This is a genomic window from Microcoleus sp. D2_18a_B4 (assembly GCF_036702475.1).
GTDB lineage: Bacteria > Cyanobacteriota > Cyanobacteriia > Cyanobacteriales > Microcoleaceae > Microcoleus.
In genome coordinates this window covers 1-21476 of record NZ_JAUBTL010000061.1, presented here as the reverse complement: position 1 = coordinate 21476, position 21476 = coordinate 1, and the positions used below count along the sequence as shown (strand labels likewise).

Annotated in this window: 18 protein-coding genes; 6 read left to right on the top strand and 12 right to left on the bottom strand. The window is 43.4% G+C overall.

Annotated features, from left to right (window positions below):
* Nucleotides 1-85: 85 nt before the first annotated feature.
* The 3 genes from QUB04_RS26585 to QUB04_RS26575 all read left to right on the top strand — a co-directional run bounded on the left by QUB04_RS26585 (nt 86) and on the right by QUB04_RS26575 (nt 4385).
* Entirely contained in the window at nt 86-1405 is a 1320-nt protein-coding gene (locus QUB04_RS26585) for a methyltransferase domain-containing protein (RefSeq protein WP_333289063.1), read from the top strand.
* 114 nt (nt 1406-1519) lie between these two features.
* Entirely contained in the window at nt 1520-2038 is a 519-nt protein-coding gene (locus QUB04_RS26580) for a type IV pilin-like G/H family protein (RefSeq protein WP_333289061.1), read from the top strand.
* A 109-nt stretch (nt 2039-2147) separates the two neighbouring features.
* On the top strand, nt 2148-4385 hold the full coding sequence (locus QUB04_RS26575; protein ID WP_333289058.1) for an O-linked N-acetylglucosamine transferase family protein: 2238 nt from the start codon (nt 2148-2150) through the stop codon (nt 4383-4385).
* A gap of 60 nt (nt 4386-4445) precedes the next feature.
* Here QUB04_RS26575 and QUB04_RS26570 read toward each other — a convergent pair whose 3' ends face one another.
* The 9 genes from QUB04_RS26570 to QUB04_RS26530 all read right to left on the bottom strand — a co-directional run bounded on the left by QUB04_RS26570 (nt 4446) and on the right by QUB04_RS26530 (nt 16224).
* Nucleotides 4446-5786 (bottom strand): hypothetical protein, encoded by a 1341-nt coding sequence (locus QUB04_RS26570; protein ID WP_333289056.1) that lies wholly within the window; start codon nt 5784-5786, stop codon nt 4446-4448.
* Nucleotides 5787-6085: 299 nt separating this feature from the next.
* A complete protein-coding gene (locus QUB04_RS26565) occupies nt 6086-7393 on the bottom strand; it encodes a hypothetical protein (protein ID WP_333289054.1) in 1308 nt (435 codons plus the stop codon).
* 53 nt (nt 7394-7446) lie between these two features.
* Nucleotides 7447-10905: a methyltransferase domain-containing protein gene (locus QUB04_RS26560; protein WP_333289052.1), complete on the bottom strand. Its 3459-nt coding sequence runs from the start codon at nt 10903-10905 to the stop codon at nt 7447-7449.
* Nucleotides 10906-11534: 629 nt separating this feature from the next.
* Nucleotides 11535-11942 (bottom strand): tetratricopeptide repeat protein, encoded by a 408-nt coding sequence (locus tag QUB04_RS26555; protein WP_333289050.1) that lies wholly within the window; start codon nt 11940-11942, stop codon nt 11535-11537.
* Nucleotides 11943-12151: 209 nt separating this feature from the next.
* A complete protein-coding gene (locus QUB04_RS26550; protein WP_333289048.1) occupies nt 12152-12304 on the bottom strand; it encodes a hypothetical protein in 153 nt (50 codons plus the stop codon).
* A gap of 115 nt (nt 12305-12419) precedes the next feature.
* The gene (locus QUB04_RS26545) at nt 12420-13196 is read right to left on the bottom strand and encodes a Uma2 family endonuclease (RefSeq protein ID WP_333289046.1); all 777 of its coding nucleotides are present in this window, start codon (nt 13194-13196) and stop codon (nt 12420-12422) included.
* Nucleotides 13197-13375: 179 nt separating this feature from the next.
* The gene (locus QUB04_RS26540) at nt 13376-14866 is read right to left on the bottom strand and encodes an MlaD family protein (protein WP_333289044.1); all 1491 of its coding nucleotides are present in this window, start codon (nt 14864-14866) and stop codon (nt 13376-13378) included.
* Between the two features lie 125 nt (nt 14867-14991).
* Entirely contained in the window at nt 14992-15372 is a 381-nt protein-coding gene (locus tag QUB04_RS26535; RefSeq protein ID WP_333289042.1) for a four helix bundle protein, read from the bottom strand.
* 69 nt (nt 15373-15441) lie between these two features.
* Nucleotides 15442-16224 carry an ATP-binding cassette domain-containing protein gene (locus QUB04_RS26530; RefSeq protein WP_333066584.1) on the bottom strand — a complete coding sequence of 261 codons (783 nt, stop codon included), beginning with the start codon at nt 16222-16224 and terminating at the stop codon, nt 15442-15444.
* Between the two features lie 164 nt (nt 16225-16388).
* Between QUB04_RS26530 and QUB04_RS26525 the strand changes: the two genes are divergently transcribed.
* Nucleotides 16389-17789 carry a gluconeogenesis factor YvcK family protein gene (locus tag QUB04_RS26525; protein WP_333289040.1) on the top strand — a complete coding sequence of 467 codons (1401 nt, stop codon included), beginning with the start codon at nt 16389-16391 and terminating at the stop codon, nt 17787-17789.
* 171 nt (nt 17790-17960) lie between these two features.
* On the top strand, nt 17961-18410 hold the full coding sequence (gene tsaE, locus QUB04_RS26520) for a tRNA (adenosine(37)-N6)-threonylcarbamoyltransferase complex ATPase subunit type 1 TsaE (RefSeq protein WP_333289038.1): 450 nt from the start codon (nt 17961-17963) through the stop codon (nt 18408-18410).
* Nucleotides 18411-18560: 150 nt separating this feature from the next.
* Here the strand turns inward: tsaE and QUB04_RS26515 are convergent, their stop codons facing one another.
* Genes QUB04_RS26515 through QUB04_RS26505 form a run of 3 tightly spaced genes read right to left on the bottom strand, consistent with a single transcriptional unit; the run spans nt 18561 to nt 20621 of the window.
* Nucleotides 18561-18893, bottom strand: a complete 333-nt coding sequence (locus QUB04_RS26515; protein WP_333289036.1) for a DUF5615 family PIN-like protein — start codon at nt 18891-18893, stop codon at nt 18561-18563.
* A gap of 3 nt (nt 18894-18896) precedes the next feature.
* Nucleotides 18897-19238, bottom strand: a complete 342-nt coding sequence (locus QUB04_RS26510) for a DUF433 domain-containing protein (protein WP_015174644.1) — start codon at nt 19236-19238, stop codon at nt 18897-18899.
* A 60-nt stretch (nt 19239-19298) separates the two neighbouring features.
* On the bottom strand, nt 19299-20621 hold the full coding sequence (locus QUB04_RS26505; RefSeq protein WP_333289034.1) for a dihydroorotase: 1323 nt from the start codon (nt 20619-20621) through the stop codon (nt 19299-19301).
* A gap of 89 nt (nt 20622-20710) precedes the next feature.
* On the opposite strand from QUB04_RS26505, the gene lepB reads away from it, so the two are divergent.
* Nucleotides 20711-21322: a signal peptidase I gene (gene lepB / locus QUB04_RS26500; RefSeq protein ID WP_333289032.1), complete on the top strand. Its 612-nt coding sequence runs from the start codon at nt 20711-20713 to the stop codon at nt 21320-21322.
* Nucleotides 21323-21476 lie beyond the last annotated feature (154 nt).

Genomic DNA, 21476 nt, shown 5'->3' with positions numbered 1-21476 from the left:
TTGCAAGTATGTGTTGCGGCCCGGCGGGCGATCGGCTATTTTCTGAGATACTAGGATAATTTGCCAGCGTTGAGTGTAATTGAACATGGATCACCAAAATTTAGAGTTAATAGAAAACATTCGCCAGCAATTTGACAATACTCCTTATCCCAGAACCCCGCTGGAAGAATCTCCAAAAGACAAGAGTGAATTGCTCTACCTTCATAATCTTGTAACTGCTTACTACTTCAGAAATAGAAAAATTATCAATACAGAAGGTAAAGTTATCCTAGATGCGGGATGCGGCACCGGTTATAAATCCTTGGTTTTAGCTATAGCCAATCCGGGAGCGAAAATAGTAGGCATCGATTTATCAGAACAATCGGTGAAACTAGCTGAGCAACGTTTACACTATCATGGGGTTGCTAATGCAGAGTTTTATGCTTTGAAGATAGAAGAGTTACCAAGTTTAGGGTTACAGTTTGACTATATCAATGCTGACGACGTTCTGTATCTCTTGCCCGACCCTGTTGCTGGATTGCAAGCGATGAAATCAGTTCTGGCGACCGATGGCATCATCCGCACAAACCTTCACAGTTCAAATGGTAGAGCCGGAGTATTTCGCGCTCAAGCTGCTTTCAAAGCAATGGGATTAATGAATGGATGTCCAGGAGAATTGGAGGTGGAAATAGTCCGGGAAACAATGGAAGCATTACAAGATAAAGTAGGGCTTAAGGCATTAACCTGGAATTCCGATCGCGTGAAGGATGAGGGATGGATTATGGTTAACTATTTATTCGTGGGTGATAAAGGTTTTACCATTCCTGAAGTGTTTGCAATGTTGAGAGGTGCTGATTTAGAGTTTATCAGTATGGTGGATTGGCGTCGGTGGGAGTTGATGGATTTGTTCAAATATCCAGATGATTTGCCTCCGTTTTGGGCGATGAGTCTCCCAGAAACTTCTATGGAAGAGCGACTGTATTTATTTGACTTGTTACATCCCGTGCACCGTTTATTTGATTTCTGGTGCGGCAATCCCGATCGAACTCAGGCTTTTGTGCCCGTTGCGGAATGGACCGAGGCTCAATGGCGGGAAGCACGGGTACACCTGCACCCTCAACTGAGGGCTTCTCAGATTAGGGAAGATTTGAATAATTGCATTGACAGCCAGACGCCGTTTGAGATTAGCCGTTATATTATTGTGCCAACTCTAGCGCCGGTGTCCATCGACAGTACAATCGCGGCTTGCTTGCTACCTCTGTGGGAGGGGCCGCAGTCTGTGGTGTCCCTAGTAGAACAGTGGCTCCAAATCGGCTCGCAGATCGGTGTTAACCTAGAGTCTGTTAGTGATGAGACTGCCTTTGAGGAAGTCAAGGAACTGTTGATTAGGCTGGAAGTCTTTCTGTATGTGCTTTTGGAGCCTTAGAGCCACAAGTTTAGAAAAAAAATAGTTTGGGGTGATATTAAAGCGCTGGTAACTGGGTAAGTTACATATAAGAGTTAGAAATCGAGCATCCCACCCCTCAAGGAGAAAAGACTTATGAAGACTGAATTTAAAGCCAAGTTCCTGCAACACATCAACAAAAGAAGACAGGATCAAGGTTTCACACTGATTGAACTGCTGGTTGTTATCATCATCATCGGTATTTTGTCTGCTATTGCTTTGCCTTCCTTCCTCAGCCAAGCAAACAAAGCGAAGCAGTCAGAAGCTAAACAGTACCTCAGCTCAATCAACAAAGGTCAGCAAGCATACTTCGCAGAAAATACCAAATTTGCAGACCAGATTACGAATTTGGGTATTGGGCTGAAAACTCAAACCAGCAACTATACATACAACATAGGAGTGCCAGGAGGCGGAGCTACCGCTGCTGCAACCCCGACTACTGCCGGTCCTCTGAGATCTTATGCTGGGGCTGTGGGATTAGTTACAGCCGGAGAAGCAAAAAGCACGCAGAGCATACTTTGTGAGGGTGGTGCGGGAGCAGCTCCGGCAGCCCTTGCACCCAATGGTTCTGATGCGCCTACCTGTGGCACCGGCCAGACAGAAGTTACTAAGTAAGTCTTAAATTCAACAAGCGTAGCTTGTTGACAAACAACAAAAAGCGGGTGGTGTCGCGTGTGCTGCCCGCTTTATTGCGTCCAATCAAATTCTTGTATGAATTTGCCCTATGATTTCTAATGATTTATTAGCTCTTGCTCCTGATTGGCAGCAGCAAGCACACCAATGTTTACTTCAAGGAAATTACATTAAAGCGGCATTGCTTTATGAACAAGCGATTGTAGCAGAACCCAGTGTTAAGTCTCACTACTGGCACTTAGGATTGATGTTGCTGTTGCAAGAACAAGAAGTGGAAGCTCAGACCACTTGGCTGTTGGGAATGAGCGAGGGAGAGCCAGAAGAAATAGATTTCTGGACAGAAGAATTGATAGAGGTTCTGCACGCCGAAGCAGAGCGGCGCAGGTGGGAAGTGGGCGATTATGCAGTAGCTTGGGCAATTCGGCAGCACATACGGGAAATCAATCCTAACGATGTTAATAACCTCCTGCATTTGATTGGACTGTCCACTTTGCAAAGCTCCTACACAGGAGAGCAACTAAAAGATTTAGGCGTGTTAGAGCTTCTGAAGTCTGAATCGAATATCGCAGTAGATTCTGAACTATTACTACAAGTATTGAGCAATGTTTTAACTCAGGCTCCTTTCGACCCCTCATCCTATGAATTAACAGAAGCCTGCCTATTTTATGTCAAAGAATCCAGAGATTTGATGGAGGTTTTGATTCCGTTTATTTATAAAATAGCTTACTCGGCTAAGCAATATCAACTAGCAATACGTTTCACTGAGCTAGGGTTGCGTTTAGAGCCTCTCCATCCCGAATTACTACGCTCTTTGTCGGCTTTTTATCAAGACAATAGTGAATTTAGTAAAGGAATTGAATCGGCGAAATTGTGTTATTCAGTCATGGAAACTTTGGCTGATAAAATTTATGCAAATATGTTAATCATGCGGTCATTGATGAGTGCAGGGGGGTATTGGGAAGAATTTTGTTCAGCATTAGAGTTGCAGAGGTCCTTGTTAGCATCGTTGCTTGAAGAACAACCGCATTCCTTGGACTCAAGTGCCACAATTCGCTTATTTGCGGCGTTATTTTTCTTTCCATATTTTCAGGATAAAGCCCAGGAAAATGCACAAATTCGCATTCAATTAGCTCAATTATGTCAATTAAATATTGAAAATTATGCCAAAGAAAAGGTAGAAGAATGTCGCCAATGGCGGGGGCGGATTTTGAAAGCAGATGCTCCTACTAAACGTTTGAAGATTGGATATATTTCCCATTGTTTCCGCAGTCATTCTGTGGGTTGGTTAGCACGGTGGGTTTTTCAGTACCATGACAGGGAACATTTTGAAATCAACGCTTATATGATTGGCGCAGAAATGAGCCAGGGCCAGTTACATGAATGGTACATTAGCAAAGCTGACAAAGCTTATAAATTAGGATTAGACGGTCAAGAAGCGGCTCAGAAAATTTATGAGGATGAGATTGACATTTTGGTCGATCTCGATAGCATTACACTTACTACTTCCTGCGAAACGATGGCGATTAAGCCAGCACCAGTACAAGTAGGTTGGCTAGGTTGGGATGCGTCGAGTGTGCCAACTATTGATTACTATCTTGCCGATCCTTATGTTTTACCGGAGTCTGCTCAGGAATACTACACGGAAAAAATTTGGCGCTTACCTCAAACTTACATAGCAGTAGATGGTTTTGAGGTGGGGGTACCAACTCTCCGGCGAGATGAATTAGGTATCTCTGAGGATGCAGTTATATATCTCAGCACTCAGAGAGGGTATAAATATAACCCGAATACTGCACGGCTGCAAATGCAAATTATCAAATCTGTACCGAATAGCTACTTTTTAATTAAAGGTTTGGCGGATCAAGAATCACTGAAAAACTTCTTTATCCAAGTTGCAGAATCCGAGGGGGTCTCGGGTGATCGCCTGCAATTTTTACCCTTAGCTTCTTCTGAGCAAATTCACCGCGCTAATTTAGGGATTGCTGACGTGGTACTCGATACTTACCCCTACAACGGAGCCACAACCACTATGGAAACGCTGTGGATTGGCGTTCCTTTAGTGACGCGAGTGGGGGAGCAGTTTGCTGCGCGCAACAGCTACACGATGATGATGAATGCTGGTATTTCCGAAGGGATTGCTTGGACGGATGAAGAGTATGTAGAATGGGGAATTCGCTTAGGAAAAGATGCGGATCTGCGACAGCAAATATCTTGGAAACTGCGGCAGTCACGACAAACCGCTCCGCTGTGGAATGGCAAGCAATTTACGCGAGAGATGGAGAAAGCATACGAGCAGATGTGGCAGATATATCTGGACAAAAATCATTGAGGGTGCTGATCCGAGTGAGTAGTTTGTGCAGCGAGTTGCTGGACAAATTCCCTCGATTCATCAGTAACTCTCCTTCATAAAACGGTCTAGTTCTAATGAGGGAATGTTTTCGGCTGTTGCGTGAGCGATCGTTTTTATATTCTCATTCTCCAATACAATTCGACCGTGAAGTCGAGGGATCAAAGCTGACCACTGAATTTCGCTAAACTGTCCAATCAGTAAAATTTCTGGGCCGTCGGAAACATCTAACTCTTCTTCCATTAAAAGATTCATCGCCACGCTTGATAAAGCGAGATTAGCATCTTCGTCAGCAATATTGCTGTTGTCTACTAAGAGAGTCATCTTACTTTTGTCTCCATGAGTGGCGATGGCCCTTACCACTCGTTCCAATTCTAAACCAAGAGACTCTTCTGGCTGCGACCAATCTGGAAAAACAATTAGGTTAATTTCTCTCAATTTCATCGACAGCGACAAGGCTACTGACCCGCCTTCATTTTCCTGGCATTTCTCCATTTGCGGAGTGTAGGAGCCGAGCATTTCCAGAAAACGCAAAGCTGTAGGAACAGGAGCGTAATTTTCAATAGCCCACTGCCGACCTTCTATAGAGATTTTCTCTAAAATTCCTGGGTCATCAGCAATGCGATCGACAGTATCTTGCATATTGTCTAGATCGATTCCTATATAGTGTCGCCAGTTTTCGGGCATTACTGGCAGTTTAACTGCATACTTATCAAAATCTACGTGAAACGTTACGCACCCAGCCGCCAATGACTCCCAAAAACGCCAACTGTCCCACCATTCTACGATTGGTTCTCCTGTCAAATAGCTGGAGGTAACAACACCCCCAAAGCACGCACAAGCCACAGATTCCTTCAAACGCTGGTAGTAACTCGGATAGTGGCGTTGACCTGTTTGCTTCCACTGCAAGTAATGGTAACTGTCTGAGGGAGATTTCTCAAAATCCTCAGTGATATCATCCGGCGGTATAATATGTTGAATCAATGGCAAGAATTGTTCGCAAACAATCTGCCTGATAGGATTGTCTAATATCATCACTCCACTGTCAACCCATAAATAACCCTGGCGAATTTTCATCACAGTGTTAGTGTACCTCAATCGCCGATGGTCGTTGCGGAAGTTGACAAGTAAGCGTCTTTTTTTGTTCGGAAATTTTTCAATTTCGCTAGTCTCTCGAAGGATGCGGTTAGAAAGCCCAAAAACCCACGTTAAACAGTTTGAAGGCTCTATAGATTTGCTGTTGCAGTGAGTTCTAAATCTAAAATCGAAGTTCTCTAACTCTGGATTCCAGATGGTAAAACCATCCATGTCATCTAGATAGACCGTGACATATTTGCGTTCGGATTGAAATAAGTGTTCAGGAAAATATCTCGCGTTTATCATCCATCTGAAGTCCAAAATCACAATTGAGCAATCGTGATGACTCACACTTGGGTCATAACAAAAAAGATATTCTTCTGTGTCGGGCGCAATCTTCCAATGATTGATGTTTGAATAAAAGGGTATTCCCAGTTCTTTAAAGCCTTCCGCTAAACATATGCTTAAAGGTGAATAGACTCCTTCACAGCAATAGAAAAATATAGGTTTGTCCAAAGTTGGTTTGAGAGGGGGTTGGGATTTTGACATATCACTGTTCATAGTAATTATAGTTATAGAATAATTGCGGAGCGTTTCGGTCAAAATTACATATTCGTAAAACAGTCCAGTAGATAAGATGGGATTTCCTCATATCCCGCGGCTGCGATCGCCTGTATATTCTCATTCTCTAATACAATTCGACCGTAAATTCGAGCGTTCAAAGCTGACCACTGGATTTCGCTCAATTGTCCAAGGAGCAAAATTTCTGGTCCATCAGAGACATCTAAATCTTGTGTCATCAACAGATTGAGCGCCACGCTGGATAAAGCAAGATTAGCATCTTCGTCAGAAATATTGGTGCTGTCTACCAGCAGAGTGATCTTATTCTTGTCGGGATGAATTGCGATCGCCTTTACTACTCTTTCTAATTCTAAACTTAAAGACTCTTCCGGTGCTGACCAATCTGGGAAAATAATCACATTTATCTCGCTTAAACTAAAATTTAGAGTCGTATAACTTTCCTGTAAATTGCTATTTTGCGGGGAACATTTTTCAGTATTTATATGCTGCAAAAAACCCCTTATAGCGTCAGAATGCTGACTATTAACTTCCCATTCCCTGCTTTCCCTAAAAATACTTTCTCCGTTAAAGTAATCTTTTATATATTTTTTAGTTCGCCACCCTTGAAAGTGAATCATATTAAACTTAATTGCTCGATTCAATTCCAGATGTTTACAAAAAGGCCGCTCTTCAACAAAATAAATGTTCTTCCTTCCCTCTCGCATTTCAAACCCTTCAGATACATTAATATTGTGATCGTTTTTTGAATTATTAGTAATGTTTGAGCTTTCACATATACTGAAACTTTCTCCGTTAGCAAAGAAATTAAAGGCCGACATATCAGAGACATTAGGAAACTTTTCTTGGATGGGTTGATATATCAAAGGGTCTTTGTACATTTCCAATAGGAAACTACAAAAACTGTCTAAAACATTTAGATTGTTAATAAAAGTAAAATGGGGACTTTGCATCTGAGACAAAGTGAGGTCACAATTGGCAAAATTTTTCTGTTCTTCTGTGACGTTAGCGTATAACATAACGTCTGAATCTATGTGTAGACATTGGTGTAAATTTCTAGATTGCATTAATTTTTTAAGAACAAACCATCTTTGAAAGCAAAATAGTTCCCATTTTATACCGTTTATACTACGATGTTGATAATAACTGTTAAATTCTTGAAACTCATTAGCATAATCCCAAAAGTTTTCATAATCAAAAAAACTGTAATGTTTCTCTATACAGTCTCCCAACCAAATAACAGGTGATTCTGGATTAGTTTTTTTGGCTTGAGCCAAACAATACAAAATATAATCACTGTTTCCTACATGCAGTACAATAATAGGTAAACCCATCACTTTGCTTCCTTATTATTTTGATATTTTTATTGAGTTTAGTAGCAAAATGACTAAAACTCAAAACTATTTATTTCATGGAGGGGAACGATCGGAGTTTTTGCCTGCCTATTTTCCATGTATTTGTTGAAAGCAAGAATAGACTCTGTATTCTCATTTTCTAAGCTAATATTAGCACTAATGTAACAAATAAGAGCTCTCCACTGAATTTCGCTCAAACTTCCAATCAGTGAAATTTCGGGGCCGTCAGAAACATCTAAGTCTTCTTCCATTAAAAGATTCATCGCCACGCTTGATAAAGCCAGATTAGCATCTTCGTCAGAAATATTGCTCGTGTCTACTAAGAGAGTCATCTTACTTTTGTGTGGATGAGTTGCGATCGCCCTTACCACTCGTTCCAACTCTAAACCAAGAGACTCTTCTGGCTGCGACCAATCTGGAAAAACAATTAGATTAATCTCTTTCAAGTTTAAACGCACTAGAGTTTCGTCGATCAGCGCTGAACTAACCGTTTTGGCCATTTTTGACCAAGAGAACTTTTTAGCTTGTTCCAACCCAGCCGCAATTAATGAGTTGCGAACCTTCGGTTTTTGGATCTCGCAAAGTGCATCTGTTAACCCCTCAACATCCTCATCATTCACATATAAAGCTGCTTCTCCCGCCACTTCAGGAATCGAGGCATTAGGACAAGTGATAACGGGACAACCGCAGGAAATAGCTTCTAGCACAGGTAAACCAAATCCTTCATACTTGGATGGATAAACCAATGCAACAGCACCCGCATAAGCTAATCTCAACTCCTCGTCATTTAGCTGAAGCTTATGAACTACAGTACCTAAAGTGAAATTTCTCAATTCTCCTTCTAATACAACTCCACTCCCCGTACATACTATTTCAAAGCCTTGTTTGCTGGCAAGTTGAGCAAAAGCTTTGAAGAACAAGATACTATTTTTATAATCCGCAGCCCCACCTACTGAAATAAAGTAGGGTTTTGAGATCCCATACTTATTTTTAAAACCCTTAATATCTTCTTGACTAGCCGGTGAAAAAAGACTTTGAACTCCACAATGAGCTACAGTTACAGACTTAGAGGCAATTTCTGGAAAAAACTTTGCTAAGTCACTGGCTGTGTTTTCTGAAATAGCAATATAAGCAGAAGCATGGCGGATAGCATGATGTTTCTCCTTCCACATTGATTCATTCAAATTTGCTCCCAGCACTTCGGGAATCATGTCATAGGCCATGAATACAGAGGGAGTGGATAAAGGTGTTGTGTAGTAAGTGGATATAAATAAGTCTGCACCATTTTCATCACATACTTGCTGTAACATTTCCCGGTCAGCATCAGTTTTACTGTAGTCATAAGCAGGCACGGTGCAATACCTAATTCCCGCAATTTTTGGCGATGTTCCCACCCGATCCAATACTATTATATGCTTGGCCCAACCATTTTCCGCCCATTCTTCTAGCAGCGACCTCCAAACGCGGGCAATTCCTGTTCTGTACAGTTGAAAGAATACACCGTCAACCAGTATTGTTAACCCGCTTTGCGAGTCGCCGTCCTCTTCTATTTCCGCAGGCTGTATCTTTGCTTCTTGTTGAAGATGAGTAATTTTGCTAACAGCTTTTAAGAAGTCATTCTGTAAAAGCGACACCTTATTAACCGCTGCTAATCCTCCTTTTGCCAATTGTTGAAATACATCGTCAGGTAATTCTTTTTCTGTTAGTAAATGCAAAGATGAACCATTCGAGTAAAAATTGAGATTAAACTTGGCAGCAAGGATTGAAAGAGATTTAGCTGTGTAAAGAGAAACGTGCTGACCTTCGTGAAGCACATAGTACCACCACTCATCAGGTTTAGGATGGCTTTCTGGCAGCAATTCTGTACTAAATAAAATATTTCTGGAATTTTTTAACAATTTTTCCAGCTCATATATGGGGTGAACCAGATGCTCAAATACTTCAAATGCCGTCACTAATTCAAATTGGTTATTTGCGGCTGCGTCAATCTCAAATCCTTGAGCAAATATATTTTGACAAAACTTGTCTAGCCAGTAAAAGTCAAATCCCGCATCTCTCATCAGCCTGACAAATAGACCGTAGCCACCACCGTAGTCCAGAAATATTGATTGATGATTGAAAAAGTTAAATAATAAACTTTGGGTGATTTTTGAAAATGACAAATTTCTGAAGGCTAAGCCAACATCGCTGCTTGCTATTGGTTGAGAATAGGCTTCGTCTAGCCAGTATGGTTCTTCGGTTTGAACAAATCCGCAGTTTGAACATTGAAAATAATCAACATCATATTTACCCATAACTTTACCCTGGGCCAAATGATGTGAATCTGATTCGCAAACTTTGCATTTCATCGGTATAGCGTTGAGTAACTTCGGAATTTTAGGCAGTAAATCTTGATAATTCCATTCTTGTAAACTTAGCTGCGTGATGTCGGGTATATAGTAATGAGGCATCCCATCTCTAGGATTATCCTTCATATATTTTTGAACTTTTTCTTTTCTTTGAGATTCACTGTTAACTAACAAATCTAAGTGATATACACCCAGTTCCCCAGAAGTTATTATAACTCGCTGTTTTAGCCCATGAATCACCCAATGAATTTGTCCAGTGTAAAAAATATCTTTGTCATATCTATAAAGGCGACATCCCATATCGGGAAAATGAGGCTCGCTATTAACGTAATATTTTTTACTGAATGGACTAATCCACTTTCTGGTAATCAAAAAGTGATCGGTATCTAACTGAGTACCATTAGCTTTTACATAACGTAAAAACTCCAGAGTTTTCCGGTCAATAAATTCATCTGCATCGATAATAAAAACCCAATCAGTCTTAACTTCTTTCAAAGACACGTTCCGCTGGTCAGAAAAATTGCCTGTCCAAGCTGAGTTTATAACTTTGGCTCCATAACGCAAGGCAATTTCGCAGGTGGAGTCGGTACTGCCACCGTCAACAACTATTAGCTCGTCATAAACACCATCAAGAGATTCGAGGGCAATCTCCAAAGTTTTCTCCGCGTTTTGAACAATCATGCAAACCGAAAGACTTTGCATGGGCGACCCTGAAAACTCACTGCTCGCTTGAACAGGCTTGTGATTATAAACCTGATTTGTGGTTTGAGCGAGAGAAGGATTATGGTCATTTTTAAATTGAGCCTTGTGTTGTTCACTGAGGTTTGTTATTGATTTTTCTGAAATATTTTCTCTCTTCTTATTTTCTGGTTTTTCCAGCACTGCAAGAAGACCGTTGTTAGCAAATTGAGTTCGGCCCGGATAAAGCTTTTCTAAAGTTTGTTGAGTATTGTTATCAATTTGGATTAAACCAATAGGTTCTAGCCGCTTTACTATGAATGAGCTTTGGTTGATAAATTCCACATAATCTTCAGTAAAAAACCGATTAATGTGGGGAGAGTTGTACACATAATGTGCGATAGCATCTGCCGTTTCCTTATCGGTATGCTGATACAAGTAACGGCATAGTTCTGGGGGTCTCATCAGTAAATGTCCCCAGGGCGGTATCGGAGAATTCTGAAAGTTGAAAGTTTTTCCCTGGTTAGGTTCAGTTATGGGGGGTAAGTGATGGCCGTCATGAGCTGACCAAATTGGTGTAAATATAGAAAATAGCTGACCTCCGGGCTTCAAAGCCAAAAACATTTTTTCTAAAGCTAAAGGAAATTTATGGATGTGTTCAAAAGCAGCGATTGAGAAAATTAAATCGTATTTTTGGTAGTAGGCGGGAGGTAATTCTTCGATGTAGCCCGCAAAAAAGTTATAATTACTCAGCTCTCTCTCGGTAAAACCAAAAGCCGAATAGTCTACTTTGCCAAGCTTAGAGCCTTCAGCAGCACTGGCAACTCTATCTAGGTAAACTTCAAAATCTGGGGCTTCTAGGGCCGACCACGATTTAACATTTAGATAATCTAGTACAAACTCTTTAGGTAAGCTTCCTCCTACTTCTAGAACATCCTTACCTTCAAATCCAATCATTTGTTGACACGAGTAAGCAAATGGAACGTGATAACTGAGGTTGAACTTTGCTTGACACTCTGAGATCTTAGATTCATTTAATTTTTGGGTCATCTATTAACCTCCGTTCCTACCTTAAATTTTAACTACTATTACCTCTATTTTTTTCCTTCTCTTTGCTGTCGCGCCTGCCCCAACAGCGCCTTATAATCAGCTCTGTTAGGATTTAGCTTCACTAACTTCTCCAAAGGCTCGATCGCCCCCACCTTATTATTCATCTGCAACCGCACATTTGCCAACCCCTCCAGAGCCGTCTGATTCTGCGGTTCCCGCTGCAAAACCGTCTGATATCCCCGTTCCTGCGCCGCCAGCAAAGATTCCTGAGAAACTGCTACCGGAGCAGATTTTTGCTGGTGCTGGCTACTCAAACCGCTGCCGAACAGACTCACAATACCAAAAATCGTAGAACCAGCAAAGCCAACCATTGATACTAACGCAAAAATCTGCTTAATTCGATCGCTCCGATGAACCCGACTATCACTAGATTTTTTCTGTGTACTTTCCATTGCTAACTCTTGGCGTCGCTGTTTTCCCGGCACTCGCAAAGCACCTAATCTCTAGAATGCCCAAGTTCGATCGCCAAACGATCGCCCTTCGCCATTTAAAATTTGAGGCCAATTCTAGCCTAAAACACAAAATCTAAGATTTGTCAAGGACATTTAGGTGAAAATAACACGCGGGCGAGATCGGTGAAGGGCGATCGCACCCTTACTTTTTAGCCCTTACTCTCAGGCAATTCGCCAAACCGATGTCGGTAACACGGTAGCAAAGATGTGAGTTCAGGAGCACGCTGGCGTTCCGCTTCTAGTGCTGAGGCTAATTCATCAGAAAGCCGATCTAATTTTTCTTCTAATGTTGTTGAAGTCATGCAGATCGCTCCTTAATTGTGGTTATTTTTAATCTCAAACGTCCTTGCTGACTCGATTTTGCAATCAAAATGGGATTGGATTAAGGGCCCAAAGGTCGATCGACCTCCCATACCTTCAAATGCCATCAGGATCGATACCCTGACGAATCAAGTATGCCATTAGTCGATCGGCCCTATGGCGTTCCTCTTCGGCCCTCTGGCGTTCCTCTTCGGCCCTCTGGCGTTCCTGTTCCACCCGTTCCGCACCCCACAGCAGCAAATTGCCATTCTCATCCCACCAGCGCAACCAATAACCCGTTCTCTGAGATTTTTCACCTTCCCAAACCCCCAGAAATAAACCCATTGATTCTATCCAGAATCGTTGATTAGCATCCGGTTCTTGCAATTCGTATTCTCCCGAAGTCGAGAGTTTGTACACTTCCAATACTCCCGACTTAGGTTCAAAAATTACATAAATCGGTACTTGCAAAATTCGCTCATAAAACCGCCATTTCCCGTAAGGATATGTCGGTTTATTTGAATATTCACTACCGTCAGTATCCGATAAAAATTCCATCACTACAGCAGGTAGTTCTCCCTCAGCATTGGGCGTATAACTGCGGCGAACTTCTCCTGGTTCTGCTGGCAATACCGAGGGAACGTACACCCAATCAGGGGCTTTTACTACTATTTTGTCGTTAACTTTGGCACAGAGTCCAAAATTGGAAGCTATTAGCATTGAAGCTTGGATAAATCCTGCGATATCCAATGCTTCTCGCAGGGCCGCAGCTAAAAGTGGTTGGTCGATGTTTTCCCCAGGATCGTCGGGTAATTTAAAGTCGTCGGGCAATTTTTCCCAATTTATAGTATACTTGGTTTTGGTTGCGTCCGGTTTCGATAATGTTTGCGTCATTGGTTTTCCTGGTTGCGATAGAAAGAGTTTTTTCTTAATAGAATTTGGACAATAAATTTAATGCCTGCTGCGAAAGCCACACCTGATTAAGTAGCTGTCATCAAAGTGCGTATTGCCCACATTACTAACTAGAGGAATTCGCGCATATTGCAAGGGCGGTTATTCAATGATACCGTGTTTTAAGGAGTAGTTTCTGGAGCCACTGGTTCTGCTGACCTTGCAGTTTGAGAAGGTACAACAGGCAATTTGGGCTGTTTTTGCAAGCGAGGAAATCCAGGCTCTACTGATTGATTTGTGGCAGGTGTACTCGCATTTACTTTCTCAGAAAGGGGAGCTAATGTTTGAGTCACTTTAACTTGCTGTCGCAGTTGTTCTGTCGAACCCAACAAGCCTCCTAATCCGTTGAACAACCTGCGAATATTGTTGCGGAAAGCCGGATCTCCCGTCAAATCATCCACGTCGGAAGTAATTTTCTGCACGTTCTGAAATGTAGCTCGTGCAGAATCTAGAGTTTGCTGCAATAATAGCAAATTGGCGGGATTGTTTACCTGGCTGGATAAATCTCGCAAATTACTAGAAGCTTGGGCAGCATTCGCTGATAAAACTTCTAAATTGTTCAGCAATTGTCCTTGGTTGATTCGATTAATTGTCGGACTCAAACTGCTGACAGCTACCCGCAGTTCCTGACTGCTTTGATTGATGTTATTCAGAGTTGAGACTAAACTGCCGCGGTTGGTTGCTACTAAAGAATTGACTTGGTTGGCTGTTAATGTAATTTGATTGGCTGCTTGAGTTACTGAATTAGCAGAATTTATCGCAGCGGCAGATACGGCTTTTGTGGAACTGTCCGCCGTAGCTGCTACTTTAGAAACATCAGCGGCAACTCCTGATATTTCCGTCTTGAGCGATTGATTTAAGGTGCTTGCTTCCCCCTTTAATGATTGATTTAAGGTGCTTGCTTCCCCCTTTAATGATTGATTTAAACTTGCTATTTCAGTTTTTAATGATTGATTTAAGCTGCCAAGGTCTCCCCTTACAGATTGATTCAAATTTTTTATTTCCGCTTGTGCCGTTTTAGTTAAAGTCGATAAATCTTGAGTGAGTTTAGCTGCACCTTTAGCTGTGTTGGCTGTATTCTCGGTAAGAGATTTAAGATTGTTAAACAGGGCGGGGTCAGTGTAGAAATTAGCTAGGCGGACTGTGGATTTAATTAGTTCGTCGATAGTGACTCCCGCTTGACCTTTTAATCGCGAATTTTGGCAGATAATTTCCGGGGGACAGTTGGCACTAACGGGATTGGCGGTAAGTAATGATTCTGGCAAAATCGAGTTGGGGGTAATGTCGATCGACGATTCGCCAATTAAACCCGATTTATTCGCTTCGATCGTAACATCCCTGGGAATCACTAAAGTACCGGGGGCAATCTCCAGCGTCACGTCTACGCCGTTGGAACCCGGTTGGAGGGCGGTAATTTTACCGACGGCAACCCCACGATACCTGATGGGCGTGCCTATTTGCATTCCTTGGGCGCTGCCAAATTCTACGGCGAATTTGTAGCTGCGGTTCCCTAGCTGCACGCCCCGCAGCCAGAGCACTAAGCCGCCAAATAAACCGATTCCTACTAAAATTAAGAACCCGACAGAACCTTCTCTTACAGTTCGCGATTGCATATTACCTCCTTAGTCATTGGTCATTGGTCATTAGTCATTAGTCATTAGTCATTGGTCATTGGTCATTAGTCATTGGTCATTAGTCATTAGTCATTAGTTGTTAGGCCTCAGTTATTATTTGTGAGTTATTGCTCGTGCTCTTTAGGGGATGACCCGATAGATTGTAGGTAGGAGTTTAATTGAGGAGCTAAGTCATTAATGATTGCTGTGAATATATTGACTTGTTCAACAGTTAAAAGGTTTCGAGTGTAAGCTCGTCTCAACCAGTGTTGAGTTTCATATAAAGAACCTCTAGCTATCTTGACAAAACGTTTATTGTCTTGATAGCTGCCGCGTCCGACTCCTTCTGCTATGTTAGCACCGACGCTATCGGCTGAACGGACAATTTGTTGGCCGATCGTATTTTTGGCAAATGGCTCCCAAGTGTTAACAGCTTTCCAAATTTCATCAGCTAGTCGTTCTGATAATTTATAAACCCGCAATTCCTGAAAACTTTTTGTAGCCATATTACCCTCGACTTTAATAACTAATGACTGCTGACTAATGACTAATGACTAATAACTAATGACTAATGACTATCCAAGCGCTTGAATTGGCCCAGTAACACTGCCGCTAAAAAATTGTCGGATAAGTAAATTATCTGTCGATGCAATGTCATTGACAGTTCCCTCCCACTGCACTTTGCCTCGATAGAGAAATACGATGCGATCGGCAGTGCGACGGATGGTACTGTCTTGGTGAGTGACGATCGCATAAGTGCTGCAAACACCTTGGGCAGCCTGCAAGTCGCGGATTAAATCTTCAATTACCGTCGAAGCGATCGGATCTAAACCCGCCGTCGGTTCGTCGTACAGCAAAACCTCTGGATTATCCCTGTCATTATCAGGATTCGCCATGATAGCGCGGGCAAAACTTACCCGCTTCCTCATTCCCCCAGACAACTGCGCCGGATAGCGTTCGCCAATTCGCGGCAAACCCACCATCTCCAACTTTTCCTCCACCAATTCCCGAATGCGGCGGCGCGGCAGCTTAGAATGCTGGTAAAGTAAAAAACCGACATTCTCCTCCACCGTCAGCGAATCAAACAAAGCCGCTTGCTGAAACACCATCCCAATTCCGATCGGATCTGCCACGTCGTCCACCCATCCCACCCTGCGCTGTCCCTGAACAAAAACCTCACCGGCATCCGGGGCCAACAAACCCGCAATTATCCGCAGAATCGTAGATTTCCCCGTCCCGGAAGGGCCAATAATTGCCAGGGCCTCTCCCCGATAAATCCTCAGATCGACTCGATCGAGGATCGGGTTCTGGCCGAAGGACTTACTTACCCCCTTGAGTTCGATTAGTGGCTCAGCCATAGGATGTTATCAATAAGTTATCAGTCATCAGTCATCAGTCTACCTAATGACTCATGACTCATGACTAATCACTAATTACTTAAATTGACTGCCAGAATCAAAACTCTCTTGTATTGTAAATTTGTCAGATCGAGCTGCTCCAATACCCTTAAGACTAATTAACCATGTCAATTAGTTCACTTCCTAAAGCCCTCCGTGTCTTGGCTAAAGCCAAGCAGGTTTTTGCCCAATCCAGAAATCCTTACCCCCCTTCTTTGCGGAACGGGCGAGTTCACCAGTGGTTTAAGTGGTTAGCCCCCGGACTGTTAGTGAAACGGTGGCTGCTGATTAGTGCCAGCGGCGTGGTACTTGCCACTTTGGGTTTAGCGATTTGGACTGGGATGACTCCCATTTTCTTCTTATTGCAATTATTGAGAAATTTTTTGGCGTGGATTGCGGAAGTTATTCCCAATTACGTGTCGGGCCCGATCATCATTGCTGGTGGGATTTTGTTAATTCTGTGGGGACAAACTCGCAGTTTGAACTCTATTACTCAAGTGCTGATGCCCGAAGGGAATGAGGAACTGGTCGATCGACTCCTCAACCACCGCCGCTTGCACCGCGGCCCGAAAATTGTGGCAATTGGGGGCGGTACGGGCCTTTCCAATTTGCTCAGGGGATTGAAGGATTACAGCGCCAAAATCACTGCTATTGTCACGGTGGCGGATGATGGGGGGTCTTCCGGGCGGCTGCGACGGGAAATTGGGGTATTGCCGCCCGGAGACATTCGCAATTGTTTGGCTGCTTTGGCAGATGAGGAAAAGTTATTGACTGAGTTATTTCAATATCGCTTTCGGGCTGGTGACGGTTTGGTGGGTCACAGTTTTGGGAATTTGTTTTTGACGGCGATGAGCGATATTGCTGGAGATTTGGAACAGGCGATCGCCGCGAGTTCTAAAGTTTTAGCAGTGAGGGGAGAGGTGCTGCCGGCTACTCTGAGCGATGTTTCTTTGTGGGCAGAACTCGCTGACGGCCGCAGGATTGAGGGGGAGTCCAGCATTACAAAAGCTAACGGGCAAATCATCAAAATTGGCTGCACTCCTGCTAATCCTCCGGCGTTGCCCAAGGTAGCCCAAGCACTTCGGGAAGCGGATTTTATTATTATTGGGCCGGGGAGTCTTTATACGAGTGTCATTCCGAATTTGTTGGTGCCGGAAATTGCTGATGCGATCGCCAATAGCGAAGTTCCGCGCATTTATGTTTGCAATATTATGACTCAGCCGGGGGAAACTGACGGATACAGTGTTGCAGACCACATTCGGGCGATCGACCGCGCTTGCGGCAGGCCGCTGTTCGATGCTGTAGTAGTTCAAGGAAAAGTCCCTTCTGCAAAGGCTTTGATTCGCTATTCTCAGGAGGATTCTTATCCGGTTGTACTCGATCGAGAAGCCGTAACGCAATTGGGGCGGCGAGTTGTCATCGCCAATGTCATGGATGAAGATGAAAATACGGGTTTAATTCGCCACAATTCGCAAAGGTTGGCGGGGATGTTGCTGCGTTGGTACGGCCGCGCGCACAACATTTAAGCTGTTGACAGTTGACTGTTGACTGTTGACTGTTGACGGTGCAGACTAATGTTATTGGTTATTAGCAGCCCCAAGCGAGTAACTAATGACTAATGACTAATGACTAATGACTAATGACTAATGACTAATGACTAATGACTAATGACTAATGACTAATGACTAATTATTGAAATGAAAACTTTGCTTCCCGATTCTGAAGCTACGCGCAAGTTTGGTTTTGCGTTAGGTCGATCGCTCCCCCCCGGCACTGTAATCTTATTACAAGGAGATTTAGGTGCAGGCAAAACTACCTTGGTTCAAGGTATCGCTGAAGGTTTAGGAATCTCCGACTCGATCGAAAGTCCTACTTTCACCCTGATTAACGAGTATTTTGGAGGACGAATTCCGCTGTATCATCTAGATTTGTATCGACTAGAACCCGAAGAAGCGGAGGCTTTGCACTTAGAAAGTTATTGGGAGGGGTTAGAAAGGGATTTGGGAATTGTGGCGATCGAATGGGCGGAAAGATTGCAGTACAAACCCGAAAATTATTTGCAAATTTCTTTGAGTTATCTAGATAACGGGCGGCAAATTGAAGTAATTGGTAATGGCGAGTTATTGGATGGGCAATTGGAAATTTGAGCGAGTGCGATCGAATTTAGATGTTGCACCATTCTCACTCAGCCTTTTCTGAACAGGCTTTCCGGCCTGTTCCACAAGAAGAAAATTCACTCTTTGTGGAACAGGCATCTTGCCTGTTAAGAGAGAATGGTGCAACATCTCAGCGCGTACTTACTGCGGACGGTTGACACGAATCAATTTGCCTCTCAAAGTTTCTTCACCAGCAATAGCATCATTGATGCGTGTTGCCAACCTTTCTAAATTTTTATCGTCTGTACACACGATAATACCAGCATGATTTGGTTGTTGAGCGTGCAAGCGAATGAAATGCCGACGATTTTGCGTCATAACCGCCCGATCGTTATTCACAGCAAAGGCTAATACTTCGGGGTCATCATCTCCGGCATTTCCTGCCTCTTGAATAGTCAGGGCATCGTGACCTAAATTTCGCAGCAAAGCCACAACAGGAAACGGGAACTGTTCATCTGCATAAAGACGTGCCATAAATTATACTTCCTGCATCATTGCTGCTGCTTCTTCTCGGAGTGCTGTTTCAATTTCTTCGGAGTTAGCCTCAGCATAAGTCCAGACATTTACTAAGTTGGCAGCATTCAACTGGGGATAAAATTGTAGAAGTTCAGCATCACTTGAACCTTGACGGCGCAAACTCACGAACAGCCAAACGGGAAGTCTAGTTTTGGCAATGCAAGCATCGCCGCCACACACGTCGGGAGTTTTGGTAATTCCTGGCCAGCTATTGTTTAAACTTTGGGTTAAAAGCCGGATGGCTTCAGCTTTCTCAGTAGGAGTTAAGGCCAGGAGTTGTGTTTCTAGTTCTTGGAGAAGCATGGGTAATATCGCCTTTGCGAGCGGGAATACCCAATTATAACACTTGAGTTAAATTCCTTCTTACTGAGCGTCAAATGTCAATGCTTCTCCCCTCACATTTGTATCCAATTTACCATCCTCAAAAACAACTTTTCCTCCCACAACCGTGACCACAGGCCATCCAGTTAAATTCCATCCTTCAAAGGAACTCCAGCCGCACTTGCTCGCCATCTCTGCGCCGACCACCGGGCGGTATTTCTCCAAATCAACTAATACCAAATCGGCGTCAAAACCCGGTGCAATTTGCCCTTTGTTCGGAATCTTATAAGCCTTAGCAACTGCCGCCGACATCCAATTAGCAACTTGAGCAACTGTACATCTTCCCTCTACTGCTTGCGTCAGCATCAAAGGCAAAGAAGTTTCGACACCGGGCATTCCCGACGGCGTATTTGGATATTCTTGAGCTTTTTCTGCTAATGTGTGCGGCGCGTGGTCGGTGGCGATAAAATCAATTACGCCGTCGAGTAAAGCTTGCCAAAGTATTTCGTTATCGCGGGGTTCGCGCAAAGGCGGATTCATTTGAGCTAAACTGCCAATTTTTTGATAGGCGCTGGTATTTAACAACAAATGCTGTGGCGTAACTTCTGCTGTCACCCAGCTCGGTTTTTCCTGGCGCAACAACTCAGCTTCATCCCCGGTGGAAAGGTGCAGAATGTGCAGTCGGCGCTGATATTTGTTAGAAAGTTTTAAGGCTAGCTGAGTTGCTAATAAAGCTGCTTGATTGTCTTGAATTTGTGAGTGAACTGCAATATCGGTAATACCAGCAAATTCTTGACGACGCTGGTTGATTCTAGCTTGGTCTTCTGCGTGCACGGCAATTAGTCGATCGCCCTTCGCAAAAATTACCTCTAAATTTGCTGCATCATCCATCAATAAGTCCCCGTGCATCGAACCCATAAACACCTTAATTCCCGGAGTCGGATTGGCATTCAACAAATCCGGCAAATTCTCCGGCGTTGCACCAATAAAAAAGCCGTAATTGACCAAACACTTCTCGGCAGCGCGACTTAGTTTATCATCTAAGGCAGCTTGGGTTGTGGTCAGAGGTCGCGTATTCGGCATTTCCAGAAACGATGTCACGCCGCCTTTAGCGCAAGCACAGCTAGCGGTAAATAAGTCTTCCTTGTGTTCTAAACCAGGTTCCCGGAAGTGTACCTGGGGATCAATTACTCCGGGTAACAGAGTTAAGCCTTTCGCATCTATTTCTCGATCGCCAGATTCGACAATTTCAGCAGCAACTTGGACAATTTTGCCATCGCAGATTTGCACATCTCCTACCAAAAACTCACCATTGGGCAAAAGAATGCGAGCGCGACGGATTAACAAACTTGATTTGGGAGTCATAAGATATCATTAATTGAGTAAACAGCGTGCTAGCATGGAAGCATTATTAAGTTTATAATTCGTATCCAGCTCAGTCACTACAATACCCTATGACTCGTCTAGACAAGTCAGCCGACGAAGAAAAACCTCCGCAAGACACCGAAAATCCTTGGATCGAAGGAATTAAGACGATCGGCTTAGCAGCATTTTTGGCCTTTGGTATCCGCACCCTGGTTGCCGAAGCACGCTACATTCCCACCGGCTCGATGCTCCCAACCCTACAAATTAACGATCGATTAATTATAGATAAGGTAAGCTATCGATTCCAAGAGCCCCAGCGAGGAGATATTATCGTATTTATGCCTCCTGACCAGGCTAGTTTGTGCACCGGACAGCCGCCACCGATCAAAGATGCCTATATCAAGCGAGTGATCGGACTGCCGGGGGACAGTGTGGAAGTCAGAGAGGGAAAAGTTTTTATTAACAAGCAGCCGCTACAGGAAAAATATATTGAAGAAATTCCGCAGTATCCCTACGGGCCTGTAGTTGTAGCTCAAAATTCTTACTTGGTGCTCGGCGACAACCGCAACGCAAGCTGTGACAGTCATTACTGGGGCTTTGTACCCAAGCAAAATATCATCGGTAGGGCAATTGTGCGTTTTTGGCCACTCAACCGCACAGGTTCGATCGACCCCACGCCCCTTTATCCCGCTAAAAATTAGCTAGATCCCCGACAACTTCTGCGAAGTGGGGGATCTAAGCTGACTGATATGATGTCCGGTCGATCACCCGAAATTAGGTAGATACTGTCTTGAACTGTCAAGGGGTAGCAAGTAAATAATTGGGGTCGAAAGGCTTTTGGGACTTTAAAATACC

Excerpts from the sequence above, each read along its gene's own strand:
- QUB04_RS26585 (WP_333289063.1), top strand. The coding sequence starts at position 86 with ATGGATCACCAAAATTTAGAGTTAATAGAAAACATTCGCCAGCAATTT.
- QUB04_RS26580 (WP_333289061.1), top strand. The coding sequence starts at position 1,520 with ATGAAGACTGAATTTAAAGCCAAGTTCCTGCAACACATCAACAAAAGA.
- QUB04_RS26575 (WP_333289058.1), top strand. The coding sequence starts at position 2,148 with ATGATTTCTAATGATTTATTAGCTCTTGCTCCTGATTGGCAGCAGCAA.
- QUB04_RS26570 (WP_333289056.1), bottom strand. The coding sequence starts at position 5,786 with ATGATAAACGCGAGATATTTTCCTGAACACTTATTTCAATCCGAACGC.
- QUB04_RS26565 (WP_333289054.1), bottom strand. The coding sequence starts at position 7,393 with ATGGGTTTACCTATTATTGTACTGCATGTAGGAAACAGTGATTATATT.
- QUB04_RS26560 (WP_333289052.1), bottom strand. The coding sequence starts at position 10,905 with ATGAGACCCCCAGAACTATGCCGTTACTTGTATCAGCATACCGATAAG.
- QUB04_RS26555 (WP_333289050.1), bottom strand. The coding sequence starts at position 11,942 with ATGGAAAGTACACAGAAAAAATCTAGTGATAGTCGGGTTCATCGGAGC.
- QUB04_RS26550 (WP_333289048.1), bottom strand. The coding sequence starts at position 12,304 with ATGACTTCAACAACATTAGAAGAAAAATTAGATCGGCTTTCTGATGAA.
- QUB04_RS26545 (WP_333289046.1), bottom strand. The coding sequence starts at position 13,196 with ATGACGCAAACATTATCGAAACCGGACGCAACCAAAACCAAGTATACT.
- QUB04_RS26540 (WP_333289044.1), bottom strand. The coding sequence starts at position 14,866 with ATGCAATCGCGAACTGTAAGAGAAGGTTCTGTCGGGTTCTTAATTTTA.
- QUB04_RS26535 (WP_333289042.1), bottom strand. The coding sequence starts at position 15,372 with ATGGCTACAAAAAGTTTTCAGGAATTGCGGGTTTATAAATTATCAGAA.
- QUB04_RS26530 (WP_333066584.1), bottom strand. The coding sequence starts at position 16,224 with ATGGCTGAGCCACTAATCGAACTCAAGGGGGTAAGTAAGTCCTTCGGC.
- QUB04_RS26525 (WP_333289040.1), top strand. The coding sequence starts at position 16,389 with ATGTCAATTAGTTCACTTCCTAAAGCCCTCCGTGTCTTGGCTAAAGCC.
- tsaE (WP_333289038.1), top strand. The coding sequence starts at position 17,961 with ATGAAAACTTTGCTTCCCGATTCTGAAGCTACGCGCAAGTTTGGTTTT.
- QUB04_RS26515 (WP_333289036.1), bottom strand. The coding sequence starts at position 18,893 with ATGGCACGTCTTTATGCAGATGAACAGTTCCCGTTTCCTGTTGTGGCT.
- QUB04_RS26510 (WP_015174644.1), bottom strand. The coding sequence starts at position 19,238 with ATGCTTCTCCAAGAACTAGAAACACAACTCCTGGCCTTAACTCCTACT.
- QUB04_RS26505 (WP_333289034.1), bottom strand. The coding sequence starts at position 20,621 with ATGACTCCCAAATCAAGTTTGTTAATCCGTCGCGCTCGCATTCTTTTG.
- lepB (WP_333289032.1), top strand. The coding sequence starts at position 20,711 with ATGACTCGTCTAGACAAGTCAGCCGACGAAGAAAAACCTCCGCAAGAC.